The sequence below is a fragment of the Parabacteroides sp. KHUB-02 genome, from assembly GCF_056640955.1.
The window spans coordinates 4,498,214-4,521,931 of record NZ_JBWQEV010000001.1 but is presented as its reverse complement, the minus strand read 5'-3'; the positions used below and the strand labels follow the sequence as shown (position 1 = coordinate 4,521,931).

The 23,718-nt window shown below is 45.6% G+C and carries 22 protein-coding genes and 3 tRNA genes; 13 read left to right on the top strand and 12 right to left on the bottom strand.

The window, feature by feature from the left end:
* Positions 1-10 precede the first annotated feature (10 nt).
* On the bottom strand, positions 11-1,165 hold the full coding sequence (locus ACYIA1_RS19030) for a Gfo/Idh/MocA family protein (protein WP_048927165.1): 1,155 nt from the start codon (positions 1,163-1,165) through the stop codon (positions 11-13).
* Positions 1,166-1,320: 155 nt separating this feature from the next.
* On the opposite strand from ACYIA1_RS19030, the gene ACYIA1_RS19025 reads away from it, so the two are divergent.
* On the top strand, positions 1,321-2,280 hold the full coding sequence (locus ACYIA1_RS19025; protein ID WP_128577358.1) for a hypothetical protein: 960 nt from the start codon (positions 1,321-1,323) through the stop codon (positions 2,278-2,280).
* Between the two features lie 57 nt (positions 2,281-2,337).
* On the opposite strand, the gene ACYIA1_RS19020 is transcribed toward ACYIA1_RS19025, so the two are convergent.
* Positions 2,338-2,649 (bottom strand): STAS domain-containing protein, encoded by a 312-nt coding sequence (locus ACYIA1_RS19020; protein ID WP_005859339.1) that lies wholly within the window; start codon positions 2,647-2,649, stop codon positions 2,338-2,340.
* Positions 2,650-2,660: 11 nt separating this feature from the next.
* A complete protein-coding gene (locus ACYIA1_RS19015) occupies positions 2,661-3,074 on the bottom strand; it encodes an ATP-binding protein (RefSeq protein WP_005859341.1) in 414 nt (137 codons plus the stop codon).
* Positions 3,075-3,171: 97 nt separating this feature from the next.
* Here ACYIA1_RS19015 and ACYIA1_RS19010 point away from each other — a divergent pair, with 97 nt between their 5' ends.
* Both ACYIA1_RS19010 and ACYIA1_RS19005 read left to right on the top strand, forming a co-directional pair.
* A complete protein-coding gene (locus ACYIA1_RS19010) occupies positions 3,172-3,573 on the top strand; it encodes a hypothetical protein (protein ID WP_008772763.1) in 402 nt (133 codons plus the stop codon).
* Positions 3,574-4,446, top strand: a complete 873-nt coding sequence (locus ACYIA1_RS19005; protein WP_036633345.1) for a DMT family transporter — start codon at positions 3,574-3,576, stop codon at positions 4,444-4,446.
* A gap of 10 nt (positions 4,447-4,456) precedes the next feature.
* Here the strand turns inward: ACYIA1_RS19005 and ACYIA1_RS19000 are convergent, their stop codons facing one another.
* The 4 genes from ACYIA1_RS19000 to recO form a co-directional block, all read right to left on the bottom strand.
* Positions 4,457-4,798, bottom strand: coding sequence for a HepT-like ribonuclease domain-containing protein (locus ACYIA1_RS19000; RefSeq protein ID WP_008772765.1), 342 nt, complete (start codon positions 4,796-4,798; stop codon positions 4,457-4,459).
* Positions 4,782-5,078 carry a nucleotidyltransferase family protein gene (locus tag ACYIA1_RS18995; RefSeq protein ID WP_005865085.1) on the bottom strand — a complete coding sequence of 99 codons (297 nt, stop codon included), beginning with the start codon at positions 5,076-5,078 and terminating at the stop codon, positions 4,782-4,784. Before ACYIA1_RS18995 ends, ACYIA1_RS19000 begins: the two co-directional genes overlap by 17 nt.
* Before the next feature lie 180 nt (positions 5,079-5,258).
* Positions 5,259-5,330, bottom strand: a tRNA-Arg gene (locus ACYIA1_RS18990).
* A gap of 187 nt (positions 5,331-5,517) precedes the next feature.
* A complete protein-coding gene (gene recO, locus ACYIA1_RS18985) occupies positions 5,518-6,243 on the bottom strand; it encodes a DNA repair protein RecO (RefSeq protein WP_048927162.1) in 726 nt (241 codons plus the stop codon).
* A gap of 77 nt (positions 6,244-6,320) precedes the next feature.
* Here recO and ACYIA1_RS18980 point away from each other — a divergent pair, with 77 nt between their 5' ends.
* The 9 genes from ACYIA1_RS18980 (at position 6,321) to ACYIA1_RS18940 (ending at position 14,570) form a co-directional block, all read left to right on the top strand.
* Positions 6,321-6,725 (top strand): DUF2721 domain-containing protein, encoded by a 405-nt coding sequence (locus ACYIA1_RS18980; RefSeq protein ID WP_005867604.1) that lies wholly within the window; start codon positions 6,321-6,323, stop codon positions 6,723-6,725.
* Positions 6,726-6,841: 116 nt separating this feature from the next.
* Positions 6,842-6,913, top strand: a tRNA-Glu gene (locus ACYIA1_RS18975).
* A 41-nt stretch (positions 6,914-6,954) separates the two neighbouring features.
* The gene (gene rpsT / locus ACYIA1_RS18970) at positions 6,955-7,209 is read left to right on the top strand and encodes a 30S ribosomal protein S20 (protein WP_005859369.1); all 255 of its coding nucleotides are present in this window, start codon (positions 6,955-6,957) and stop codon (positions 7,207-7,209) included.
* 68 nt (positions 7,210-7,277) lie between these two features.
* A tRNA-Glu gene (locus ACYIA1_RS18965) sits at positions 7,278-7,352 on the top strand.
* A 171-nt stretch (positions 7,353-7,523) separates the two neighbouring features.
* Positions 7,524-9,479, top strand: coding sequence for a DNA topoisomerase (ATP-hydrolyzing) subunit B (gyrB, locus tag ACYIA1_RS18960; protein ID WP_005859370.1), 1,956 nt, complete (start codon positions 7,524-7,526; stop codon positions 9,477-9,479).
* Positions 9,472-11,256, top strand: coding sequence for a membrane dipeptidase (locus tag ACYIA1_RS18955; protein ID WP_480336257.1), 1,785 nt, complete (start codon positions 9,472-9,474; stop codon positions 11,254-11,256). Before gyrB ends, ACYIA1_RS18955 begins: the two co-directional genes overlap by 8 nt.
* A gap of 22 nt (positions 11,257-11,278) precedes the next feature.
* Positions 11,279-13,129, top strand: coding sequence for a membrane dipeptidase (locus tag ACYIA1_RS18950; protein ID WP_480336256.1), 1,851 nt, complete (start codon positions 11,279-11,281; stop codon positions 13,127-13,129).
* Between the two features lie 13 nt (positions 13,130-13,142).
* Positions 13,143-14,132, top strand: a complete 990-nt coding sequence (locus ACYIA1_RS18945) for a M20 family metallopeptidase (RefSeq protein WP_036617679.1) — start codon at positions 13,143-13,145, stop codon at positions 14,130-14,132.
* A gap of 12 nt (positions 14,133-14,144) precedes the next feature.
* The gene (locus ACYIA1_RS18940; RefSeq protein WP_008772771.1) at positions 14,145-14,570 is read left to right on the top strand and encodes a SufE family protein; all 426 of its coding nucleotides are present in this window, start codon (positions 14,145-14,147) and stop codon (positions 14,568-14,570) included.
* A gap of 117 nt (positions 14,571-14,687) precedes the next feature.
* Here the strand turns inward: ACYIA1_RS18940 and ACYIA1_RS18935 are convergent, their stop codons facing one another.
* The 5 genes from ACYIA1_RS18935 to ACYIA1_RS18915 form a co-directional block, all read right to left on the bottom strand.
* Positions 14,688-15,287, bottom strand: a complete 600-nt coding sequence (locus ACYIA1_RS18935) for a ribonuclease HII (RefSeq protein WP_480336255.1) — start codon at positions 15,285-15,287, stop codon at positions 14,688-14,690.
* Positions 15,288-15,323: 36 nt separating this feature from the next.
* Complete coding sequence (locus ACYIA1_RS18930; protein WP_036617675.1) at positions 15,324-15,722, bottom strand: VanZ family protein; 399 nt, start codon at positions 15,720-15,722, stop codon at positions 15,324-15,326.
* Between the two features lie 2 nt (positions 15,723-15,724).
* Positions 15,725-16,939: an aminotransferase class V-fold PLP-dependent enzyme gene (locus tag ACYIA1_RS18925; protein ID WP_005867594.1), complete on the bottom strand. Its 1,215-nt coding sequence runs from the start codon at positions 16,937-16,939 to the stop codon at positions 15,725-15,727.
* A gap of 131 nt (positions 16,940-17,070) precedes the next feature.
* The gene (locus ACYIA1_RS18920) at positions 17,071-18,486 is read right to left on the bottom strand and encodes an arylsulfatase (protein WP_480336254.1); all 1,416 of its coding nucleotides are present in this window, start codon (positions 18,484-18,486) and stop codon (positions 17,071-17,073) included.
* A gap of 24 nt (positions 18,487-18,510) precedes the next feature.
* Positions 18,511-21,678 (bottom strand): glycoside hydrolase family 31 protein, encoded by a 3,168-nt coding sequence (locus ACYIA1_RS18915; protein WP_272060303.1) that lies wholly within the window; start codon positions 21,676-21,678, stop codon positions 18,511-18,513.
* A gap of 173 nt (positions 21,679-21,851) precedes the next feature.
* Here ACYIA1_RS18915 and ACYIA1_RS18910 point away from each other — a divergent pair, with 173 nt between their 5' ends.
* A complete protein-coding gene (locus ACYIA1_RS18910) occupies positions 21,852-23,699 on the top strand; it encodes a glycoside hydrolase family 13 protein (RefSeq protein WP_217773187.1) in 1,848 nt (615 codons plus the stop codon).
* The last annotated feature ends 19 nt before the right edge of the window (positions 23,700-23,718 follow it).

Sequence of the window (23,718 nt, the reverse complement as noted above, 5' to 3'; positions counted from 1 at the left end):
AGTATTATTTTTAGTCGATTATTTTTATCCATTTATTCTCTGTCGATCCGGTAGCTACAATCGTCTCGATAAACCGCATGCCACGGACACCGTCTTCGGCGGAAGGGAAATCCAAGGTCTCAAGAGCCGGTTCCTCACCAGCCAGAATCGATTGCAAAGCCAAGGCGAAATTCCGATACAAATTAGCGAATGCCTCTATATAGCCTTCCGGATGCCCGCCCGGTGTACGGGAATTATGAGCGGCGATACCCGACATATATCCATTGGAAGTACGGACGATCTCCACCGGACGATCCGGCCAACGCATAACCATCGTATTCGGTTCTTCTTGACGCCATTCCAACCCACCTTTCTCTCCATACACACGAATATTCAAGCCATTCTCTACACCTACGGCGATCTGGCTAGCGGTCAGCACCCCTTTCGCACCTCCCTCATAACGGATCAATGCCGCCCCATCGTCATCCAAAAGACGATCCGGCACGAAGGTATTCAATTCACCGCATAATTCCACGGCCTTCAGCCCTGTTATATATTCCGCCAGATTAAACGCATGCGTCCCGATATCCCCCATGCAACCGGCCTTGCCCGACCGACCGGGATCCACCCGCCAAGCCGCCTGCTTATTAACATCAGCGCAGTCATTATATAGCCAGCCTTGAGGATATTCCACATAAATACGGCGTATCTTACCTAAATCCCCCCTGCGTACCCTTTCCCGAGCCTCCTTCACCATCGGGTAAGCGGTATAGGTATGAGTCAGCATAAACAATTTTCCGGTTTCCTTCACTTTGTCACGTAATTGTTTCGCCTCATCCAAGGTATATGTCATCGGTTTATCCAGCACGACATGAAAACCATGTTCCAACGCCATCATGGCCGGACCGAAATGCACATGATTCGGGGTAACAATAGACACAAAATCCATCCGTTCGCCTTCAGGCAGGGCGGCCTCTTTCTCTATCATTTCCTGATAAGATGCGTAAATACGATTATCCGGTAAAAATAAAGATTGTCCGGTAGCCAATGAATTCTCCGGGCGAGAACTGAAGCATCCACAGACCAACTCGATCTGTCCGTCTAAATTAGCGGCGATACGATGAACGGCCCCGATAAACGAGCCTTGTCCTCCACCGACCATTCCCATTCTGATTTTTCGTTTCATGGTATTATTCCGTTTTATTAAACTAAGGTAATTACATTGTTGATTCACAAAGCTATGAAAAATAACCCTGCGTACGCCAATTTAACAGCTTAATATTTTTTAATTCACAAAATATATCGTTCCTTTGCGTCAAACATTTACCAAAAATATCAACTATGAAGAAAAATGAATTAGTGGCTATCGCCTGTCTGCTTTGTTTTTGTTGTTGTAATGGAACGGAAAAGGAAGTACCTAACCCCGACCTACAAGAGGAATTATCCCCCATACAGTTTACGATCGATTTACAAAAGGAAGTATTACCCTTCCCCGTAACCAAGAGTATTCCCGAGCTGAATATCCCTGAGCCTATTCCCCAAAATCCCGATGCCGAGGAAGATCCTTCTACACCAGATATCGATCCGGATAATTTATACAACCGGATCGATTATATCGTATACCAAAGCGGAAAACCGGACATTCTGGTAAAACATAAGCAATTCACGCCTCAAGATCCGGATTTCACGATCATTTATGATTCACTGCCCTCCGGCGACTATCATATTTGTTTCCTAGCCCACTCAGACAAGAATATCTCCGTGTCCGGACAAACCGCACTATTCAGTAAAGTATCAGATACGTTTCATCTTTTTCTCACCCAAGAAGTACAAGCGGGAGAAAGAATCATTAAAGATATCACCTTACAAAGAATCGTCGGCAAAATAGAGTTCATATCCGCCGATGCCGTACCTAAAGCCCTAAAAAGCTTCACGATAAATGTCTCCAATTATCAAAACAAGATTGATTTAACCACCGGGAATGGCATTTCTCAAAACACGCCTTATACACAAACCGACACTTTTAACGACTCTGATATCGGGAAAACAAATTTCTCCCATTCCTTCTTCACGTTTATCCCGGCTCCGGAATTCATGCTCAAAGCACACCTCTCGGCCAAAAATCAGATAAATGAAGTAACCCGGGAAAGAGAGGTTAATGACATCCTGCCTCTCAAAAATCACATTATTCGTTATACTGGGATTCTCTACACCCCGAAGGAATCAGACGATACCTTCACCCTTGATATATTAAACGGTGGCAAATGGGATAGCCCCATCGACAAAGATCTAAAAGATTAATACAAAGCCGATGTGCCAAATTTGACACACCGGCTACCTTTTTCCTAACCTTCACACTTATTTTGCGTCTTCTATCTTGAAGAGAGCGTTAAATCCCGTCAAACTAAAGGTCTCACGAACCACATTCCGCATACCGATCAAACGTAAAGACCCTTTCTTGGCAGTCGTCATTTTTTGTAATATTAAAAACAATCGGAGGCCCGCACTACTCACATATTCCAAATCAGAACAATCGACACATACTTTTACTCCCGGATTCTCCCATACCGGCAAAACCTTTTCCTCGCATTCGCGAGCCGTATTCGTATCCAATCTTCCTTTGATCTTAATTACAGTCTCTTCACCTTTTTGGTCAATAACTACTTCCATATCTTTATATTTTATTCGGTTATTTTTTTCTTCATGATAAAGACATTCCGCTCATCTACTCTCTGATAAGAGACCTCATCCATAATCTTCTTGATCAAGAAAATACCCAACCCTCCGATTGGACGGTCTTCGGCAGATAAAGTAATATCAGGGTCTTTTCTTAAAGTCGGATCGAAAGCAATCCCATGATCTATCAAAGTCACGATCAATTCCCCACCTTCCCTGACCAACGAAATGTCTACGGCATCCTCAACATCTCCCTTATACGCATAAAAAATTATATTTGAGACAGCTTCTTCCATCACCAGATTCAGGCTCATCATGAAAGCGGTGCTTAATCCCAATTCTTCTCCAGCTTCCTCCAAGAACTGATTCATCATGGAAAGCTCATGAATATCGTTCTTAATGCGTAATGTTTTTTGCATATATCTGAAAATTTTGCGCTAAAGATATAAAAAAAAGAAATATCCTTTCCTTAAATTTGTATCTTTACCTCCGAATAGTATTTAAAGGTATAGAGTTATGGCTAAAAGATATTTAATAAACATATTCTTATTGATCGCCGTCTTATGCGGGTTCAGTAGTTGCGAGGAGGATCCGTATTATGATCCGTATGAGGAAATCACCTATGATTTATGTAATTATGTATGGACAGATTGGTTTGTCGTAGACGGTTTAGATTGTGAGCAGCAACTTACATTTAATCCGGATGGGAAAGGATGGGATACAAGAATTTATCATTACCCAAGCGGACGCATAGATCGAGAGGAAATTCCATTCTACTGGGACTGGGACAATTACTATACCGATATACTTTATATGGACTATGAAGACGGCCAGACGGTCTTGAAGGACATATGGATAAGCGGCCGAACTTTTGAATGTCAATACAATGGCGAATGGGTGACGTTTAAAGCCTATTAAATGATACTCACCTCTGTTGCGATCATATTAAGGGTATTATCGAATCCGCTTGGTAATGTTTTCCAAAAGCAATTAACCAATCGGTATAACCACCCTTTATTAATCAACTTCTTGACATTCCTACTATTGAGCGTATTCTGTATCATCCCGGCGATCCAAGTTCGCTGGCTTGAGTTGCCTTTCGAATTCTGGAAATATTGTATTCTAGCCGGAATCGTGGGAGCTACCGGGAATGGATTCTTAGTAAAAGCTTTACAATGCGGGGATCTATCGGTACTGGGCCCCATCAATTCCTACAAATCCGTAGTAGGTATTATTGTCGGTATCTTCTTATTAGGGGAGATCCCGAACCTATGGGGTATCGCAGGAATGTCACTGATCGTATATGGGAGCTATTATGTTTTGGATACGATGGATGAGCATTTTTCCTTGGCTCTTTTAAAACGGAAAGAGATTCAATACCGGATATGGGCTATGGTCCTTACAGCTATCGAGGCGGTCTTTATCAAGAAAATCATCTTATATTCATCCACCACCATCTCGTTCATTGTTTGGTGTTGGTTTGGCGCGATTTTCTCTTTCGCTCTTTTATTCGCTTTCAAGGTCCATCTTGTCAAAGAATTCAAGCGAATCAAAATACGGGATCTTTCCTCCTACTTTTATTTGGTCCTTTGTATCGGCACCATGCAATACACCACCAATTACGTATTCGATCATATGGAGGTAGGTTATGCGTTAGCCTTGTTCCAACTCTCTACGATCGTAAGTATCTTCTTAGGATACCGTATATTCAAAGAGGAAAATATAACGAAGAAATTGATTGGCTCCGTTATCATGGTAGCGGGATCGGTCATGATCATCTTATTAAAATAATACATTGAGCTTATTTACAGATCAACCGTTCTATCTTATCCTTAAGCGGAAATAGATCTGTTTGAATGGTTCCCCACACTATCTCATCCCGAATCTGATAATACCCATGCACTAACACATGGCGCATGCCTATGACCTCATTCCATGCGATCTCTTGATGTTCCTCCCGAAATTCCTTTGTAATCAAATAAGCCGCCTCCCCTATAATCTCCAAATTCTTGATGACCGCAAAACGCAATATCTTGTTCCTGGAATACTCCTCAAAAGTCACATCTGTCGTGAACTCAATGACATTATTTATCGCCTCCAGCATATGCCGTAGACGTGTATTGTCTTTAGGCTTCTCTCTCATATACCAATATTTTATCCCGATCTACAGAAGAAACGGCAAAATCCTTCAATTGTCCTTCCTCCACCAAATCAACCTTACGATGCAACAATTGGCTTAGAGCTTCCACCATACCCGCATACTTGAATAATGTAATACGAGCGTGGGAGTCAAAACGAACCAGAATATCAATATCGCTATCCTTCGTCTCCTCTCCACGTGAACAGGAACCAAACACCCATGCTTTCTCTATTGGTTGCAAAGAGAAAAAGCCTCTTAGCTTATTAATTATCTGTTGTTTCATCTTTTAGTGATTACCTTGCGCAAATATAAACAATATTCTCACCACAAGAAACAACCTGCAGTAAGAAAACGCTTATTTTATTTACTCTCTCTTTATACAAGAGACAAAAAAACGTTTAACAATAAGGAGATCAACTTACTTGTTTTGACCAAGTTTGATAAAAAAGAGAGGAAATAAAAGTAGTCTCGCCGGGAATCGAACCCGGATCTAAAGTTTAGGAAACTTCTATTCTATCCGTTGAACTACAAGACCAACTCTTTTGAGATTGCAAAAGTATAATCTTTTCCTCAAATAGGCAACCGTTATCGGATGTTTTTCCCGCCTATCCGGAAGCTTCTCATTATTTCCGAAAAAACATGTACGTGTTTCCGGAAAAACATGTACGTCTTTTTCAAAAAACACGTACGTGTTTTCAAGAGCTAATATAACATCAAATAGATCAATCAAATAAGCTTTGCATCACCGATAACGATTTGATTTCCGGAAAATCCGGGAGATGTAGACGGTAATACTCAAGAATACGATGAATAATACGGACCCGCTCTTGCCGGGAAAAACCATAAAGCGACATATTCTCAAAACTGATACGCAGCAAACGGGAAAAGAAAGCGCTCTCCACCTTATTTAAATAATGCCGATGCATCGGGATATGATCCGTAAACACCCCATTCAACATATCGAAATAATATCCCACCCTATGCGATTCCATATTCGGGAAAATACCGAGATGGTGGAGAAGACCTAACAAGAAAACCATATGAAAATTAGCGATACCCTTATCCGCATACTCCAATAGATGTATGGACTCGTATAAATAATCAAATAAACGGGGATCCGACTCCGTATCTTTCACGACCCTAAAAAGAACCTCCGAGAGGAAAAGCGCCAATACATTCTTAACCGGATCACAACAAACATCATTCAGCGGAAAACAAATGCGGGTCTCCTTAATCCGGTGCAAGTCCCGCTTATTCAAGTGCTCCACCTCCATTTCCAGAACGGACAAAGGTATAAACAAAGCCTTCGACACCGTGCTTTTCTTCCCACGGCTACGACTAACCAGATACGAGGCCCGGCCAAACGCCTCCGTATACATATATATAATAGAATATTTATCATTGTAAGGGATCGTATGCAAGACAATCCCCCTCGTTTTACACAACATAATTCGTATCTTTGCGACGATGATTAAGAACAAAGATACTCAAATTAACGTTATACATATAATTAAAGTATAGAATTATGTTGGACTTAACGACCCCTTCTTTATTATTTTCCGCCATATCATTGATATTGCTGGCCTATACGAATCGCTTCCTTTCATACGCCAGCGTAGTGCGCGCCTTGAAAGAAAAGCATCAGCAAACCCATGACCCCAAGGATATCGCCCAGATAGCGAACCTGCGGAAAAGGCTCTATCTGACCCGTTCCATGCAAATATTAGGAATACTCAGTTTGCTGCTCTGCGTGATCGCTATGTTCTTCATTTATGTATCGTGGCAGATTTTCGCCGCATGGATATTTGGCATAGCCTTATTGCTATTAGCGGCGTCGTTATGTGTATGTATCTGGGAAATAAATATTTCCGTTAAAGCCTTGGAAATTCATCTGGAAGATATAAGTTCTAAAGAGAAGTTAAAACAGTGAGTAGTATTAAATTTTCCTTCGAAATGTTTTGCCAGTTCGGAGAGATCGTCTATCTTTGCACTCGCAATCGGGAAATCACTTTCTTAGAACGCTATAAGTGAGAGCTTTGACATTTTGGCCCATTCGTCTATCGGCTAGGACGCAAGATTTTCATTCTTGAAAGAGGGGTTCGATTCCCCTATGGGCTACAATAAACAGGATTAAAAAACAATAAAGAGAAGATCGAGAAATGGCAAATCATAAGTCATCAATCAAGAGAATCAGACAGACAAACGCAAGACGTTTGCGTAACAGATATTACGCAAAGACAGCTAGAAACGCTATGAAAGTTTTGCGCGCTACTGAAGACAAGAATGAGGCACAGGCTTTGTTCCCTAAGGTATGCTCTATGTTGGATAAGCTTGCAAAAAAGAACGTTATCCACAAGAACAAGGCCGGTAATCTGAAATCTAAGTTGGCTAAGCACGTTAACGCGCTAGCATAAGCAGAAGGTAATTACTTTTACAAGTATAAAGCCGGACTCTCAATAAGCCCGGCTTTTTTAAACCTAATGGCCCATTCGTCTATCGGCTAGGACGCAAGATTTTCATTCTTGAAAGAGGGGTTCGATTCCCCTATGGGCTACCAACCAAAAGGAGAGAGATAAGTTCATGGCTTATCTCTCTCCTTTTTTATTATACCCGTCCTTTTTTCGCTATTTTCACATCCCCCACTTCGCTATCTCGATAAAAATCACTACATTTGTTAGATTTTTTTTGAGGACATAGATAATTACAGATTTTAAAGAAAGATAAACTCATGAGTGAAGAAATTAAGAATACTTCTACAGAGTACTCCGCAGATAGTATTCAAGTACTTGAAGGGTTAGAGGCAGTACGAAAAAGGCCATCCATGTATATTGGCGATACCAGCGAGAAAGGTCTCCATCACTTAGTGTATGAGGTCGTAGATAACTCCATAGACGAAGCGCTAGCCGGATATTGTACATACATCGACGTGGTAATCAATGAGGACAACTCGATCACGGTTACCGACGACGGCCGTGGTATCCCCGTGGATATTCATGAGAAAGAAGGTAAATCAGCCTTGGAGGTAGTATTGACGGTGCTGCACGCCGGCGGTAAGTTCGACAAGGGAACCTATAAAGTATCCGGTGGTTTGCACGGTGTGGGTGTATCTTGCGTAAACGCCCTCTCTACTTATCTGAAAGCGGAAGTTCGCAGGAACGGCAAAGTACATATGCAGGAGTTCTCTTGCGGAAAGCCGTTGCACGACGTACAGGTTATCGATAATACGGATAAAACAGGTACTACGATCTCTTTCAAGCCGGACGGTTCTATCTTTACGGTCACGGAATACAAGTATGATATCTTGGCTACCCGTTTGCGTGAATTAGCGTTCTTGAACGCAGGTATTACGCTACGTCTGACAGATAAGCGAGTTCTGAAAGAAGATGGTTCATTCAAGTCCGAGGTATTCCATTCGGATGAGGGATTGAAAGAGTTTGTCCGCTATATCGACCGTTCTAAAGAGAAACTGATTCCAGACGTAATCCATATCGTTACCGAGAAGCAGGGTATCCCTGTCGAGGTGGCGTTAACTTATAATACTTCTTACAACGAGAGCGTATTCTCTTACGTAAATGATATTAACACGATAGAAGGTGGTACACATTTAGCCGGTTTCCGCCGGGGTCTGACCCGTACATTGAAAAAGTACGCCGAGGATTCTAAATTATTGGAGAAAGCCAAGGTGGAGATTCAAGGGGATGACTTCCGTGAAGGTTTGACCGCCGTTATCTCTATCAAGGTAGCCGAACCTCAGTTCGAGGGACAGACAAAGACGAAGCTGGGTAATAGCGAGGTTACCGGTGCAGTGGATATGGCGATCGGTGAGGCGTTAGGCTATTATTTGGAAGAACATCCGAAAGAGGCGAAAATAATCGTCGACAAGGTGATCTTGGCCGCTCAAGCCCGTCATGCCGCTCGTAAGGCTCGCGAATTGGTACAACGCAAATCTCCGCTGACAGGAGGTGGGCTTCCCGGTAAATTGGCGGACTGTTCCTCTAAAGACGCAGCGATCTGCGAATTGTTCCTTGTCGAGGGAGACTCCGCAGGTGGTACGGCTAAGCAAGGACGCGACCGTAACTTCCAAGCGATCCTACCATTGCGCGGTAAGATATTGAACGTGGAGAAAGCGATGGATCATAAGATCTTCGAAAGCGAGGAAATCCAGAACATCTATCGCGCGATGGGCGTAACCGTCGGTACGGAGGATGACCCGAAAGCGTTGAACATGGAGAAGCTGCGTTACCACAAGGTGATTATCATGACCGATGCCGATGTGGACGGTAGCCACATCGCCACATTGATCTTGACCTTCTTCTTCCGCCGTATGCGTTCCTTGATCGAGAACGGATATGTGTATCTGGCGACTCCTCCCCTCTATTTGTGTAAGAAAGGTAAGGTTGAGGAATATTGCTGGACCGAGCAACAACGTCAGCAGTTCATCTTAAAATATGGAGGAGGCAACGAGAACTCGATCCATACACAACGATACAAAGGTTTGGGAGAAATGAACGACCATCAATTGTGGGATACGACCATGAACCCGGAAAACCGTACGTTAAAGCAGATCACGATCGACAACGCAGCCGAGGCTGACCAAATCTTCGCCATGTTGATGGGTGAAGACGTAGGCCCTCGCCGCGAGTTTATCGAGGAAAACGCTACATATGCTAACATAGATGCTTAAAATCATGAAAGTCCGTCGTCCGAATCTAGAGGCCCTATACAAAGAAGTTGATAATTATATACCGGCTAAAGAAAGCCTTCAACCTCCCCGAATAGGAATATCCGCTAACCGGAGAGACGGACTTTCCTGTATAGCCGAGACCTACGTGCAAGCCGTGCTGGACGCGGGGGGAGCCCCGGTACTTATCCCAGTGATCACGGATCTGAAAGCATTGACCGTACTGGTTTCCGAACTAGACGGATTGGTTATGAGCGGGGGTGGAGACATCAATCCGCTCTATTTGCATGAGGAGCCTATCCCGCAATTGCAAGACGTAGATACGCTACGTGACGAATACGATTTGATCTTGCTTCGCTTGGCCGCTAACCGACAAATTCCGATCATGGGTATTTGCCGAGGGCATCAGATCATGAATGTAGCGTTCGAAGGAAGTGTCTATCAAGACATCCATTCACAAGCCGATCACCCGCTATTGAAACACAGCCAGACATTGGCGCGGGAATATCCGTCGCATACGGTAACTCTCGAACCGGGAACGAACCGGTTACGCGCTATTTTCAATGGAGAAGAACAAATCCTTGTCAACTCTTTCCACCATCAAGCGGTAAAAGAGGTCGCCCCCGGATTTAGGGCGACAGCGACCGCCCCGGATGGAATCAATGAGGCTATGGAACATACGGAGAAAACGATATTCGGCGTACAATGGCATCCGGAGGCCATGGCTCCGCAAGGGGATGAGGCCATGAAAGCCCTATTCGCTTACCATATCGAGAATGCCCGCCGTTTCGCGAAAGCCAAAGCGATCCATCAACGGATCGTGACGATCGATTCCCATACAGATACCCCGATGATCTTTCCCGGTGAATTTAATATCGGGGAGAAAGAAGGAGGGAAAGTGAATCTTCCTTTTATGGAAGAAGGGCGTATCGACGCAACCTTTATGGTCGCCTATATCCCGCAAGGTAAACGAGATGAGGCATCCTTACAGGCAGCGACAGCGTATGCGATAGAACGGCTGAATCAAGTAAAACGCCAGCAAACCTTACATCCGGACCGGATGGCTATAGCGACTACCCCCCAAGAGATCCGAACAATCAAAGCGCAAGGGAAAAAAGCGATCTGCCTCGGCATCGAGAACGGGTACGCTTTAGGGAAGCAGATCGAAAACCTACGGATGTTCAAGGATATGGGAGTTTCTTATATCACCTTATGCCATAATGGGGATAACGATATTTGTGATTCCGCTAGAGGAAAACAAGAATGGAAAGGACTAAGTCCTTTCGGTAAGGAAGTGGTAAAAGAGATGAACCGGTTAGGAATCATGATTGATATCTCGCATGCGGCGGAAAGTACCTTTTATCAGGTACTGGAAGTGAGCGAGACGCCAATCATAGCCTCCCACTCTTCCGCACGTGCGCTTTGCGATCATCCTCGCAATTTAACGGATGATCAACTGAAAGCGCTGGCCGCTCAAGGGGGTGTCGCCCAAATCTGCCTATACAAAGGATTCATCAATAAGGAAGAGGACAAAGCTTCTTTAAGCGACGCTATCCGCCATATCAATCATATCGTGGATTTAATCGGTATCGATCATGTAGGAATCGGCTCGGATTTTGACGGAGACGGGGAACTGATCGGTTGCTCGGCTACCAACGAGTTGATTAACATTACCGTCCGACTTTTAGAAGAAGGATATACGGAAGAAGATATACGGAAAATATGGGGTGGAAACTTGCTAAGGGTTATGACCGCTATACAAGATTTCCCAAACAAATAGCAAACGAAAACAACTACATATTATGAAAAAGATCTTATACACAGCAATATGCGCCTGTAGTATCTTATGTGGAGCACAGGCACAGACACCCGGATCGGAGGTACCCAACTTAAAAAAGCTATACGAGTTGACAGACTCTTGCGATGTAAACGTGCGGGCACGATTCTCCCCATTGATCGGGATTTCCGCTAGTATCTCCAATGGTGCTTCCCGGGTGGGGGCCACCTATATCCAATCCATCGTAAAGGCAGGGGGAACTCCGGTTATCATCCCGGCTGTTACTGACGGTAAGGTACTCAGAAATATCGTATCGAATTTAGACGGGCTAGTTCTTATAGGAGGAGCGGATGTAAACCCTCTATGGTATGAGGAGGAGCCTCGGGAAAAGCTGGAGGAAGTCGATCCGGTACGCGATTTGTATGAGTTGAAACTAATCAAGATGGCTACCGACCAAAATATTCCCGTCTTAGGCATATGCCGGGGATTGCAACTGTTGAATGTAGCGTTTGGCGGTACGCTTTACCAAGACATCCCCTCACAACGTGGCGATCATTCTGTCAAGCATAGGCAAGATTTACCCAGTTCGTATGGCTCACACCGTGTCTTTGTTGACGCGAACTCACAGCTAGCCACTATTCTAGGGAAAGATACCTTAGCCGTAAACTCTCTTCATCATCAAGCGATCAAGGAGTTGGCGCCTATCTTCAAGGCTACCGCTTATGCGCCCGACAGTATTATCGAGGCTATCGACGCTTATCCGAACCGATCCATCATGGGAGTTCAATGGCATCCAGAAGCATTGACTTACGGAGGCGACACTACGATGTTAAAGATATTCCACCATCTGATAGGAAAGGCCGAGACTCTCCACCAAGCCAAAGAGATGCACAAGCATTTCCTTTCCGTAGATACACATACCGATACTCCTTTCTGGTTTAAACGTGCCGGATTCAGCATCGTCGACCGGGAACGTAACCGGGTAAACATCCCTAAGATGCAAGAAGGGAAACTAGACGGGGTGTTCCTTGCGGCCTTCATCGGACAAGGTAAACGTGATGAGGCCTCTTTACAAGAAGCCGTACAAAAAGTAACAGGCTTGATCGAAGGTATTCGCAAGCAAGCTGAATTGAATAAGGATTTATGTGGCATCGCCGTTACGAACCAAGACTTCATCCGCTTGAAAAATGAAGGGAAAAAAGCGTTCTTTATCGGTATAGAGAATGGATACGGCATTGGTAAGGATCTGGCGAATATCGCTAAGTTCAAGGCGATGGGTGTCAATTATATCACGCTCTGCCACTCCTACGATAACGATATTTGCGACTCATCCACCCATACCAAGAAAGAATGGGACGGTTTAAGTCCGTTTGGCGAAGAGGTTGTGAAAGAGATGAATCGCCAAGGTATCATGGTGGATATGTCTCATGCCTCTGAGAAGTCATTTTGGGATGTTATCAAATTGTCCAAGGCCCCGATCATCTGCTCGCATTCCTCATCCATGGCGATGTGCAAGCACGACCGTAACCTGACCGACGAACAACTAAAGGCCCTTGCCCAAAATGGAGGCGTAGCGCAAGTTTGCTTGCTCGACCGCTATATCAATGAGGATTATAAAAACGCGAGCCTTACCGACGCGATCGAACATATCGATCATATGGTGAAAGTCGCCGGTATCGATCATGTAGGTATCGGCTCTGATTTTGATGGCGGTGGCGGAATTATCGGTTGCGAAAGTGACAACGATTTCATACAGATCACTGTTAAATTAATAGAGAAAGGATATACAGAGGAAGATATCGCCAAGATATGGGGTGGAAACTTGATGCGTGTATTAGACGAGGTTCAAGCGACTGCCTCCGTAAAAACATTATAAACAAAACAGATTTATGATCAGATTATTTTTTGCGTTATTGAGTTTTGCTCTTTTATCATGTGGAGCCAAAGGAACCAAAGAGACAGGTAATATGCCGGAGATCAAAAAACAACCGATCGCCTCAGCTGTTCCCGATTTCAACGCAGACAGCGCTTACGCCTATGTAGCGAACCAAGTCGCTTTTGGTCCCCGTGTACCTAACACGGCGGCTCATAAAGCATGCGGGGATTACTTAGCATCTGAATTGAAGCGCTTTGGCGCCAAAGTCTACCAACAGGAAGCGATACTGACCGCCTACGACGGAACGAAGCTGGAAGCGAGAAACATCATAGGCTCGTTTGATCCGGAGAATAGTAAACGTATTTTACTATTCGCGCATTGGGACAGCCGTCCCTATTCGGACCACGATCCCGATCCTTCCAAGCACCGAACTCCATTGGACGGGGCGGACGATGGCGGTAGTGGTGTAGGTGCCTTATTGGAAATCGCCCGCCAAATCGGACAAAAAGTCCCGGGTATCGGTATCGATATTATTTTCTTCGATGCGGAGGATTATGGTACGCCGGAATTCGTAACCGATTATACACCGGATAGCTGGTGCCTAGGTACCCAGTTCTGGGCAAAAAATCCGCATGTCCCCAATTATACGGCGGAATACGGAATCTTATTGGATATGGTGGGCGGCAAGAACGCCACGTTTTTCAAGGAGCAACAATCCTTACGTGCGGCAGCCCCGATCGTCGAGATGGTATGGAGCGCGGCCCGCGATCTGGGATATGGCAAATATTTCATTAACGCCGCAGGTGGAGCCATCACAGACGATCACCAATATGTGATTAGCGGACGTAATATCCCGAGTATCGACATCATTAACTACGACCCTGAGTCTAAAACAGGTTTCGCCAGTTATTGGCATACTCAAAAAGATAATATGGAGAATATAGACCGTGAGACTCTAAAAGCTGCCGGTCAAACCGTACTGGAAGTAATATACAATCGATAAAATACTGATAAAATGACAATCAATGAACTTCAAGACAATGTAATCGAAGAATTCTCAGTCTTCGACGATTGGATGGACAAATATGCGTTATTAATAGATCTGGGAAACTCCCTTCCCCCGCTCGATGAGAAATATAAAACGGAAAGCAACTTGATCGAGGGTTGCCAAAGCCGGGTTTGGTTCCAAGCGGATTATGTGGATGGAAAGATTATTTTCCAAGGAGAAAGCGACGCCGTGATCGTAAAAGGTATCGTATCCCTTTTGATCAATATCCTATCCGGCCATACCCCGCAGGAGATACTGGATGCCGATCTTTACTTTATCGACAAGGTAGGATTAAAAGAGCATTTATCCCCAACCCGTTCCAACGGGTTGGTAGCGATGGTGAAGCAAATGCGTCTATACGCGATGGCTTACCGGGCAAAGGAACAACAATAAAAACAGGTATTTTCACACGTATATAGGCACGAGCCGATACGTATATACGTGTAAGCCTACACCGATATAGGCATAGCCTCATACGTATATACGCATAAGGTTATGCCTATATACGTATTAAAAACCGAGTGTAAGCTGCTCCGGTAAAAGCGTGAATGTCTTGCGATGATAAGGCGTGATTCCGTGGGTACGAATCGCTTCCCTGTGGACCTTGGTAGGATAACCTTTATTGTCCAGCCAATGATAAGCGGGGTATTCCAAGGCCAATTCATTCATATAATCATCCCGATAGGTTTTAGCCAATATAGAGGCGGCGGCGATACTTAGGTATTTGCCGTCGCCTTTTACTACGGTCGTATGCGGAATATCGGGATAAGGGGTAAAACGGTTTCCATCGATCAATAAATGTTCCGGCCGTACTTTCAATTGCTCGATCGCACGATGCATGGCCAAGAAAGAGGCTTTCAAAATATTAATCTTATCGATCTCTTCCGGACTAACGATACCTATCGCCCAAGCGATCGCCTCACGTTCGATGACAGGACGAAGCTTATACCGTTTCTTCTCGCTTAATTGCTTGCTATCGTTTAAATCCTCATTCTTAAAATCTTCCGGAAGAATCACGGCGGCGGCGAATACCGCACCCGCCAAGCAGCCTCTTCCCGCCTCATCACAACCGGCCTCTATACGCCCGGTTTCCATATAGGGTAATAACATATCCCAGTTTATTATTTATCGTATATATAGCTTACATTATTTTTGCTCCTTCACAATCCAAGGGCGAAGCACGAACCAAGCGAATGCCGTAGCGGCGATCACCCCGCAAGTATTCGCCAAGAAATCAAACCAATCCCCACCCCGGTACGTCGTACAATATTCTTGCAATATCTCAATAATCCCACTCATAACGATCGGGCATAAAACTGCCCCGATCCAAGCATGCCATAATACCGTCTCATACTTCCGGTGATTCCGCAAGAACTCCAGCCATAGCATACCCGACATCCCCCCATACATACAGAAATGAACCACCTTGTCCACACCCGGGAATAAAGGGATATCATCCATCCTCGGCGGCTTAAAGAACGACAAGTAAATAACGATCAATATAATCGCCAGTGAAAACGGATATTTCTTAATATAATACATCATACTCAAAACATCTTCCGAACTCGTTCCACACCTGCGATGAACGTATCGATCTCCTCTTTCGTATTATAAAAAGAAAAAGACGCCCGCACCGTACCTTCGATCCCTAAGGCATGCATCAAAGGCTGGGCACAATGATGCCCTGTACGAACCGCTATTCCCAGACGGTCCAGCAACATCCCCATATCGTAATGATGGATATTACCCACCAAAAAAGAAAGCACCGCTCCTTTATGATCCGCTTGTCCGAAAATACGCATCCCTTCGATCGTATTTAATCCAGCGGTCGCATATCGCAAAAGCTCATCCTCATAAGCAGCTATATTCTCTATACCGATCCGGTCTACATACCGCAAGGCTTCCGCCAACGCCGTGCTACCAATATAATCCGGAGTTCCCGCCTCAAACTTAAAGGGAAGCTCATTAAAAGTTGTCTTCTCGAACGAGACCGTAGCGATCATCTCGCCTCCTCCCTGATACGGAGGAAGTTTATCCAACCACTCCTCTTTACCATACAAGACCCCGATACCCGTCGGTCCGTAAATCTTATGACCGGAGAAAACATAGAACTCCGCATCCAAGTCCTGCACATCCACCTTCATATGCGGAACGGCTTGAGCCCCGTCTACCAACACCGGTACGCCTTGTTCATGAGCGATCTCGATCATCGCCTTTACCGGATTCACCGTACCCAAGACATTAGACACATGAGTCACGGAAACCAAACGAGTCTTATCCGAGAATAATTTACGATACTCATCCAGATTCAACTCCCCTTTCTCATTCATCGGGATCACCTTCAACGTAATACCTTTCCGGGCCGCTTGTATCTGCCAAGGAACGATATTGGAATGATGCTCCATCACGGACACGATCACCTCATCCCCTGCCGACATACATTCATCCGTAAAGCTGGAAGCGATCAAATTAATGGATTCCGTAGTTCCCCGGGTAAAAATAATCTCATTCGAGGAACGGGCATTCAAGAAATGCTGTACCGTTTTGCGAGCCTCCTCATGCGCCTCTGTCGCCGCTTGGCTCAAGAAATGTACGCCTCGGTGGATATTGGCGTTTACGTTATAATATCCATTCTCTATCTTTTCTACCACTTGACGAGGTTTCTGGGTAGTAGCGCCATTATCAAAATATATCAGCGGTTTATCGTATATCTTATGATCCAAGATCGGAAAGTCTTTTCGGATCGCTTGAACGTCTAACATAGTCTTACTTCTTTTTGTCTTAAAATTACGAGAGCCAAAGATACAAAAAAAAGGCTTTCTCGCTGAAAGAAAGCCTTTTTTATCATTACCTAACAGATATTACGCCTACACTTTATTCTCTTCTCGCACGTTTACTTTTCTCTTCCAAAGTTAAAGTACGGAGACTCTGTGCGGGCGTTGTCCATTAAGGATACTAGTTCTTTTACCTTATCGGGATACTTCTCCGCTAGATTCGTATCCTCATGTATATCATTACTTAAATCATACAGTTCCAATATAGTTTCACCCACGATCGGTTGCCGGATTAGTTTCCATTTACCGGAGCGCAATGCTTCCCGGCCATTCAACTCGTGAAATTCCCAATATAAATAATCATGGGCCTGTTGATTTTTCTTTGATAACAAGGTTGGTAAGAAAGAGATTCCATCCGTCTGCTCGGGCAAGACCGTACCTGTAAGTTCTGCCAATGTCGGCATGACATCCCAGAATGCGCTTATATGATCCGATTGAGCTCCGGCCTTGATCGTACCCGGGCACCATGCCACCATAGGTATACGGATACCTCCTTCATATACATCCCGTTTGATCCCCCTGAAAGGTCCGTAGCTCTTGAAAAAATCGGGATCAGCTCCACCTTCATGATGTGGGCCGTTATCGCTGGTAAAAATCACGATCGTATTCTTATCCAAACCCAACTCTTTCAATTCAGCCATTACATCCCCCACGTATTTATCCAACCGGGAGACCATGGCGGCAAAGGAGGCCAAGGGCTTCTCCGAGGTGTTATAACCGCCATACACTTTATCAAACTTACCAATATAAGGAGTCTCCTCGAATGAGTTCTCGTACATCTTATAAATAGAATCATGCGGAAGATTCAATTCCGCATGAGGCAGCGTATAAGTAAGTATCGCAAAGAACGGTTGCTCCTTATGATCCCGGATGAACTTCAATGCTTGCTCATGAATCAAATCTTGTGAATATGTCTTGCAAGCATTGTTCTCGTTTTCAGGAAAAAGAACCTTCTCCTCATTATGCCATAAATGATCCGGATAGAAGGAATGCGACTGCCGTTGGCAATTATATCCATAAAACTCATCGAAACCCATCTTATTAGGAATGGAGACAGAGCCCGGATTTCCCAACCCCCATTTACCAAAGATACCGGTCGTATAACCGGCCGATTTCATTAATTTACCCAACGTATAGGTATCCTCCCGCATCGGCTGTTGGCCTTCGGGCGTGATCTCCCGGTTTCCCCGGACTTGCGTATGTCCCGTATGCAATCCGGTCATCAAGGAGCAACGGGAAGGGGCACTCACCGTACATCCGGCATAATGCTGCGTAAACAACATTCCCTCCTTCGCCATCCGGTCTATATTGGGAGTCTTGATAATCTGTTGGCCATAACAGCCAACATCTCCATAGCCTAAATCATCGGCCAAGATATACACAACATTCATAGGACGCTCCGGAGTTTTTTCGCAACCGGACATTCCGATAAGCAGCAATGTCCCGGATATACATAAAGTCAATTGTGTTTTCATATACCTTTAAAATAAATAGAAGTGTTAGAAACCAATTACAATCTTCTGATCCTGATTCGTAGACAAACGGTTCGTCCGTACCTTAACCCTTCCCATACGGTCCGAGGCATCGAAGTACCAGCCTTCTTGTCCGGCATTGAACACTTCGGGGGAGATAGCAGATAGCGGCTTCCCGGCTACGGTTACGTTTGACGGGCTAGATTCTGAGCGGACATCCAATAGGTAAGTACGCTCTTGGTAACGTCCTTTATAATCTCCTTTCGCTTTCGCAATATCCACGGTGATCGTGCCTTTCTCACCTTTTGGGGAGGAAACAGAGATTAAGGTACGGGCAAATTCGCCTTTCTTATAATCACGGGTGAGACCGTCGTCTTCATATAAATTGAAAGAGGTGTTTCCGTAGGGATATAAGTCCAAGGTCAAGACATCCGCAGGTTTCTCGCCGACATAATTCATATCCGGGTACATCGGGATAATGGCGCCTTGACGGATAAATACCGGGCAAATATCCAGTTTAGCCTCATATTTATCCAACCACTTGCCACCCTCGTATGTCTTTCCGGTCCAATAGTCGTACCATTCTCCGGCAGGGAAGTAAATACTATCGCGTACGTTCTTACGGGTATATACAGGAGCAACCATCATCCACTCGCCACTCATAAATTGATATTGGGTGGTCGTATCACGGGTAACCACGTCATCCGGGAATTCCAGTACCATCGCACGAGCCATCGGTACACCGGTCGTATGCGCCTCATGGCAATAGGTATAGGCGTACGGGTTCAGACGCATCTTCAGCTTTAGGAATTTACGGTTGATATCCGTGTACGGATGCCCATATACCCAAGGCTGACGGTCGGCATCTGCCCAGCCACTCATGGTCATAAAGATCGGGGTGAAGACCTTCCATTGCAAGTCGCGGGTATAGGTTTTCGGGGAACCGCCGAAGATACCGTCCACATCGCTAGTAGCGGCGTTCATGGCGGAAAGGCCGGCACCCGTGATCGTCGGGATATGGTAACGGATATAATCCCAGTTGCTCACTTGGTCACCGCTCCATACCGTAGAATACCGCTGGGTTCCGGCCCAACCGCAAACAGCCCATACGAAACCCCGTTCATTCGTATTGTTCTCGATCCCCTCGAATGCGGATTTACAGCCGTTCAAGGCAAACTCATAGCCTTCTCCAACCCAAGCCACATCCAATTTACACAGGCGGGTACCACATTTACCAACCTCGTAGGCGATCTTATCCACACCATTCTCTGTCCACAAGCCCGTATGGAAGCCTCGTTTACCTAATTCCGTCACAACAGAATCCAATTTCACATAGCCGCAACCATAGCCATCGTTCGGCAAGATCCAGCCACGGGGCATATCATATTCCACATATTTATCAGCAACTTGGCTGATTACGTCCGGGGTGGATTGAGGCCATCCGGTGCGCTGTTCCCCTTTGTTATAGCAGTCGGCGTCTCCCATCGTAAGCATCCACATCGCCGGCATAAAAGGTTTTCCGGTGATATCCGTATAGTCGTTCAATAGGTCTTTCAAGGAAGGGCCGTAGAAGTAGAACGCGTCAAAGCGATTCTCGTTATGCGTCAACTGACTGGTGAAGCCCATCAGCTTAAAGCCATCATCATAGCTCTTGTCCAGCATCTCCGTGCCGTTGAAGGCATAATGGCCCGGGGCAAACGTATTGCGGAATACGCCATATCCTTTCGTGGACATATAGAAGGGAGCCGGGTTAGAGGATTGATCCTCATCCCAACCGGTCACCTCGATATCCGCTTCCTTCCCAGCGTATGAGAAATTACCTTGTTGCATACCGCAACCGTAGAAATCCTCATCACCACTACGGCGCATCGTTTGGGTCGTTTTTAGTCCGAAGGCAAGTGGTTCGGCCTCTTCGTAGATCACGGCACGGTTATTCTTGTCATACATGGCGAAACGAATAGGGTTCTTATAGACACGTACGACACATTGGGGAGTCGTGAACTTATAATAGCTGCCGTTGTCGGCCATGGAGACTCTCGGGTTCTTTACCCCATAATCCACGACGATCGAGTTTGCCGCCGGATTGGTATACTCCCCATCCGGTGCCAACCAGATACGGAAGATATCATCCCGGTAAAACATCAACTTAACCTTAGCGTACCCGGAAACGAACTCATATTCCGTGTTGCTGATCTTATTGAACTTCGTCAACTTACCCAAGTTCATACGGGCGGCGAACAGGTTCGCTTTTAATACGTTGTTTGACGAACGCTCATCCTTCGGGTATTGGATAGCGAACTCTATTTTATAGGAGCCCATCTGGGTTAGGTCGGTAGCAGGGAAAGCTACCTCATATTCCTCTTGTTTAGCGATCGGATGCCCGGAGGCGGTTACCGTGGCGGTTAGTTTCTGACCGTTGTTCAAGGAGGCGGTTACCGTGAAATCCTCGTCTACGGGCTGGGAACCAACGTTCTTCAGCTTCACTTTCAACACGTCTTCCTTCGTGAACGTATTCCCGGTTTCTTGGTGTGAGGTCACTTTCTCCAAAGCCAAATCATGTGCGAAAGGCTCTGTCAGCTCAATATCATCGACCATCCAATACCAAGAGAAGATATCCCGCCAGAAGAAACGCAAGTAGACAGTTTTCTGGTTTGCGGCTACCTCGCTGATGTTAATCTCCTCATTCACCGGGGCGTGAAGCTGGGTAGCGGCGGGGATCTTATCCATCACGTTATACTCTTTCCAATTCACCCCGTCGTTGCTGACGCCAACCCAAAGGCCGGCACGTTTTCCGGTGAACCAATTATTCCAACGAAACAAGTGCTGGAATTTCAATACCACATCGTTCTTTCCCGCACAATCGATAGCGCTGGTCTGGAAATAGCCGTTCGGGTATTCCTCCCGTTGATTCCACTTCGTGATCTCCTCCCCGGTGACTACGCCCGGCCGGAATTGCATATGATAGCCACGACTCGTAGAGGCGATGGGAGGCGCTTGTTGCTCAAACTGGAAAGAGCCGGGATAAGGCTGATCGGTTACAATCCATTCACACTTTGCCGATTTCGTCGAATCGACAATCATCCAGCCGTCGGGTAATTTCCCGGCGGAGAAATCTTCTTTCCAAAAACTTTGTTGTGCGGACAGGGAGGAAACGCAACCTGTCAGAAGCATGGATACAATTAGACTTTTTATCATTTGAATTAGTTGATTAGATTTAGGCAGTAAAGATAGTCTTAATTTACGAGGGTTCGCAAACGTTCGCGTGATTTTTATTCTCTTTTCGCCGGGCAGAAACGTGTTATTATCAATGGAATCCTTCTATCTTCGCGTATGTACAACCTTGTCATATAAATCAATAAACATATATCATGAACAGACATTTATTCTTGAGCCTTTTACTGGCCCTTTTCGCTTCCAGTACGCTTTCTGCCGATAACCTTAAAATCGAGCCGGCCTTCTGGTGGAGCGGTATGAAGAACCCGGAACTCCAGCTGATGGTGTATGGTAAGGATATCGCCGGATATCTCCCTAGCGTGAAATATCCCGGCGTACAGTTGAAAAGCTCGGTAGCGTTGGAAAGCCCGAATTACCTATTGATCTATCTGGACGTGGAAAAGGCCAAGCCCGGCAGGTTTGATATCACGTTCACGAAGGACAAAAAGAGTTTCAATTACTCGTATGAGTTGAAGGCCCGTAAACCGAACGCCGATCGGATCAAGGGGTTTGACTCTTCCGACGTGCTTTATCTCATCATGCCGGATCGTTTCGCGAACGGAGATCCCTCGAACGATCAAATCCCGATGCGTACCGCTTATAAGGTAGACCGTAACAGCCCGAACGCCCGTCACGGAGGTGACTTGGCCGGTATCGAACAGCATTTGGATTATATCGAGGATCTGGGCGTTACCGCTATCTGGCTGAACCCGGTATTGGAGAATGACATGGAGGGAGGCTCTTATCACGGATATGCCACGACGGATTATTATCGGGTAGACCCACGCTTCGGCACGAACGAGGATTACGTCCGCTTGATCGAGAAGACACACGAGCGGGGCATGCGTGTCGTAATGGATATGATCTTCAACCATTGTGGAAGCGATCATCCTTGGATGAAAGATATCCCTAGCCACGACTGGTTTAATAATCTCGATAACTACGTGCAGACCAACCACGATAAAGAGGCTTATTTCGATCCTTACGTCTCGGATTATGATAAGGAGACGATGCTGAACGGCTGGTTTGTCCCGAGCATGCCGGACTTGAACCAAAAGAACCCACATGTAGCCAAATACCTTATCCAGAACTCTATCTGGTGGATCGAGTATTGCGGCGTGGATGGTATCCGTCAAGATACGTATCCGTATGCCGACGTGGACATGATGCGGAATTGGTGTACGGAGGTCATGAACGAGTATCCGGAGTATAACATCGTAGGCGAGGCGTGGATGAACTACACGATCGGTTCCGCTTATTGGCAGAAAGGCAGCCGGTTGAACTTCGGACAGGATACCGAGCTGAAATCGGTAATGGATTTCCGCTTGATGGGTATCGCAAGCAAGGCGTTCCATGAGGAGACTGGGTATTCCGGAGGCTTGCATACGATCTTCGAGCATATGTGTTATGATTATGTATATCCCGATATCTATAACGTATTGCGTTTCTTGGAGAACCATGATACGGATCGTTTTCTTCCCTCCATGCCTAAGTCTGTCGATGATTTGTACGCATTCAAGCAAGGGGTGACATTCTTGTTGACGATCCCCGGTATTCCCCAGCTCTATTACGGGCAGGAGTTGTTAATGAACGGCACCAAGGAGAAGGGAGACGGATATATCCGCTTGGATGTTCCCGGTGGCTGGCCCGGCGACAAGGTGAATCAATTCGAGGCATCCGGTCGCAGCGAGGTGCAAAATGACGCATGGAATTTCCTCCGGACTTTATTGAAATGGCGCAAGGGCAACGATATCATCGCTAAGGGCAAGATGAAACATTTCATGGTGAACCAAGGTGTCTATGTTTACGAGCGCAGTCTGGATGGCCGGAGCGTATTGATCTTGATGAATGGCAGCGATAAGGAGGTGAACTTGCCGTTGGCCCGCTATGCGGAAGTATTGCGAGGTAAAACCTCCGGAAAAGAGATATTAACCGGAAAGGAGATTCCATTGGGAGACGAATTATCCTTGGCACCGAAAGGGATCTTCGTACTGGAAATGTGATGCCATTAGCCCCGATGAT

Excerpts from the sequence above, each read along its gene's own strand:
- ACYIA1_RS18920 (WP_480336254.1), bottom strand. The coding sequence starts at position 18,486 with ATGAAAACACAATTGACTTTATGTATATCCGGGACATTGCTGCTTATC.
- gyrB (WP_005859370.1), top strand. The coding sequence starts at position 7,524 with ATGAGTGAAGAAATTAAGAATACTTCTACAGAGTACTCCGCAGATAGT.
- recO (WP_048927162.1), bottom strand. The coding sequence starts at position 6,243 with ATGTTGTGTAAAACGAGGGGGATTGTCTTGCATACGATCCCTTACAAT.
- ACYIA1_RS18945 (WP_036617679.1), top strand. The coding sequence starts at position 13,143 with ATGATCAGATTATTTTTTGCGTTATTGAGTTTTGCTCTTTTATCATGT.
- ACYIA1_RS18930 (WP_036617675.1), bottom strand. The coding sequence starts at position 15,722 with ATGATGTATTATATTAAGAAATATCCGTTTTCACTGGCGATTATATTG.
- ACYIA1_RS19030 (WP_048927165.1), bottom strand. The coding sequence starts at position 1,165 with ATGAAACGAAAAATCAGAATGGGAATGGTCGGTGGAGGACAAGGCTCG.
- ACYIA1_RS19015 (WP_005859341.1), bottom strand. The coding sequence starts at position 3,074 with ATGCAAAAAACATTACGCATTAAGAACGATATTCATGAGCTTTCCATG.
- ACYIA1_RS18955 (WP_480336257.1), top strand. The coding sequence starts at position 9,472 with ATGCTTAAAATCATGAAAGTCCGTCGTCCGAATCTAGAGGCCCTATAC.
- rpsT (WP_005859369.1), top strand. The coding sequence starts at position 6,955 with ATGGCAAATCATAAGTCATCAATCAAGAGAATCAGACAGACAAACGCA.
- ACYIA1_RS18995 (WP_005865085.1), bottom strand. The coding sequence starts at position 5,078 with ATGAAACAACAGATAATTAATAAGCTAAGAGGCTTTTTCTCTTTGCAA.
- ACYIA1_RS19010 (WP_008772763.1), top strand. The coding sequence starts at position 3,172 with ATGGCTAAAAGATATTTAATAAACATATTCTTATTGATCGCCGTCTTA.
- ACYIA1_RS18950 (WP_480336256.1), top strand. The coding sequence starts at position 11,279 with ATGAAAAAGATCTTATACACAGCAATATGCGCCTGTAGTATCTTATGT.
- ACYIA1_RS18940 (WP_008772771.1), top strand. The coding sequence starts at position 14,145 with ATGACAATCAATGAACTTCAAGACAATGTAATCGAAGAATTCTCAGTC.
- ACYIA1_RS18915 (WP_272060303.1), bottom strand. The coding sequence starts at position 21,678 with ATGATAAAAAGTCTAATTGTATCCATGCTTCTGACAGGTTGCGTTTCC.
- ACYIA1_RS18935 (WP_480336255.1), bottom strand. The coding sequence starts at position 15,287 with ATGTTATTACCCTATATGGAAACCGGGCGTATAGAGGCCGGTTGTGAT.
- ACYIA1_RS19000 (WP_008772765.1), bottom strand. The coding sequence starts at position 4,798 with ATGAGAGAGAAGCCTAAAGACAATACACGTCTACGGCATATGCTGGAG.
- ACYIA1_RS18910 (WP_217773187.1), top strand. The coding sequence starts at position 21,852 with ATGAACAGACATTTATTCTTGAGCCTTTTACTGGCCCTTTTCGCTTCC.
- ACYIA1_RS19025 (WP_128577358.1), top strand. The coding sequence starts at position 1,321 with ATGAAGAAAAATGAATTAGTGGCTATCGCCTGTCTGCTTTGTTTTTGT.
- ACYIA1_RS18980 (WP_005867604.1), top strand. The coding sequence starts at position 6,321 with ATGTTGGACTTAACGACCCCTTCTTTATTATTTTCCGCCATATCATTG.
- ACYIA1_RS19005 (WP_036633345.1), top strand. The coding sequence starts at position 3,574 with ATGATACTCACCTCTGTTGCGATCATATTAAGGGTATTATCGAATCCG.
- ACYIA1_RS19020 (WP_005859339.1), bottom strand. The coding sequence starts at position 2,649 with ATGGAAGTAGTTATTGACCAAAAAGGTGAAGAGACTGTAATTAAGATC.
- ACYIA1_RS18925 (WP_005867594.1), bottom strand. The coding sequence starts at position 16,939 with ATGTTAGACGTTCAAGCGATCCGAAAAGACTTTCCGATCTTGGATCAT.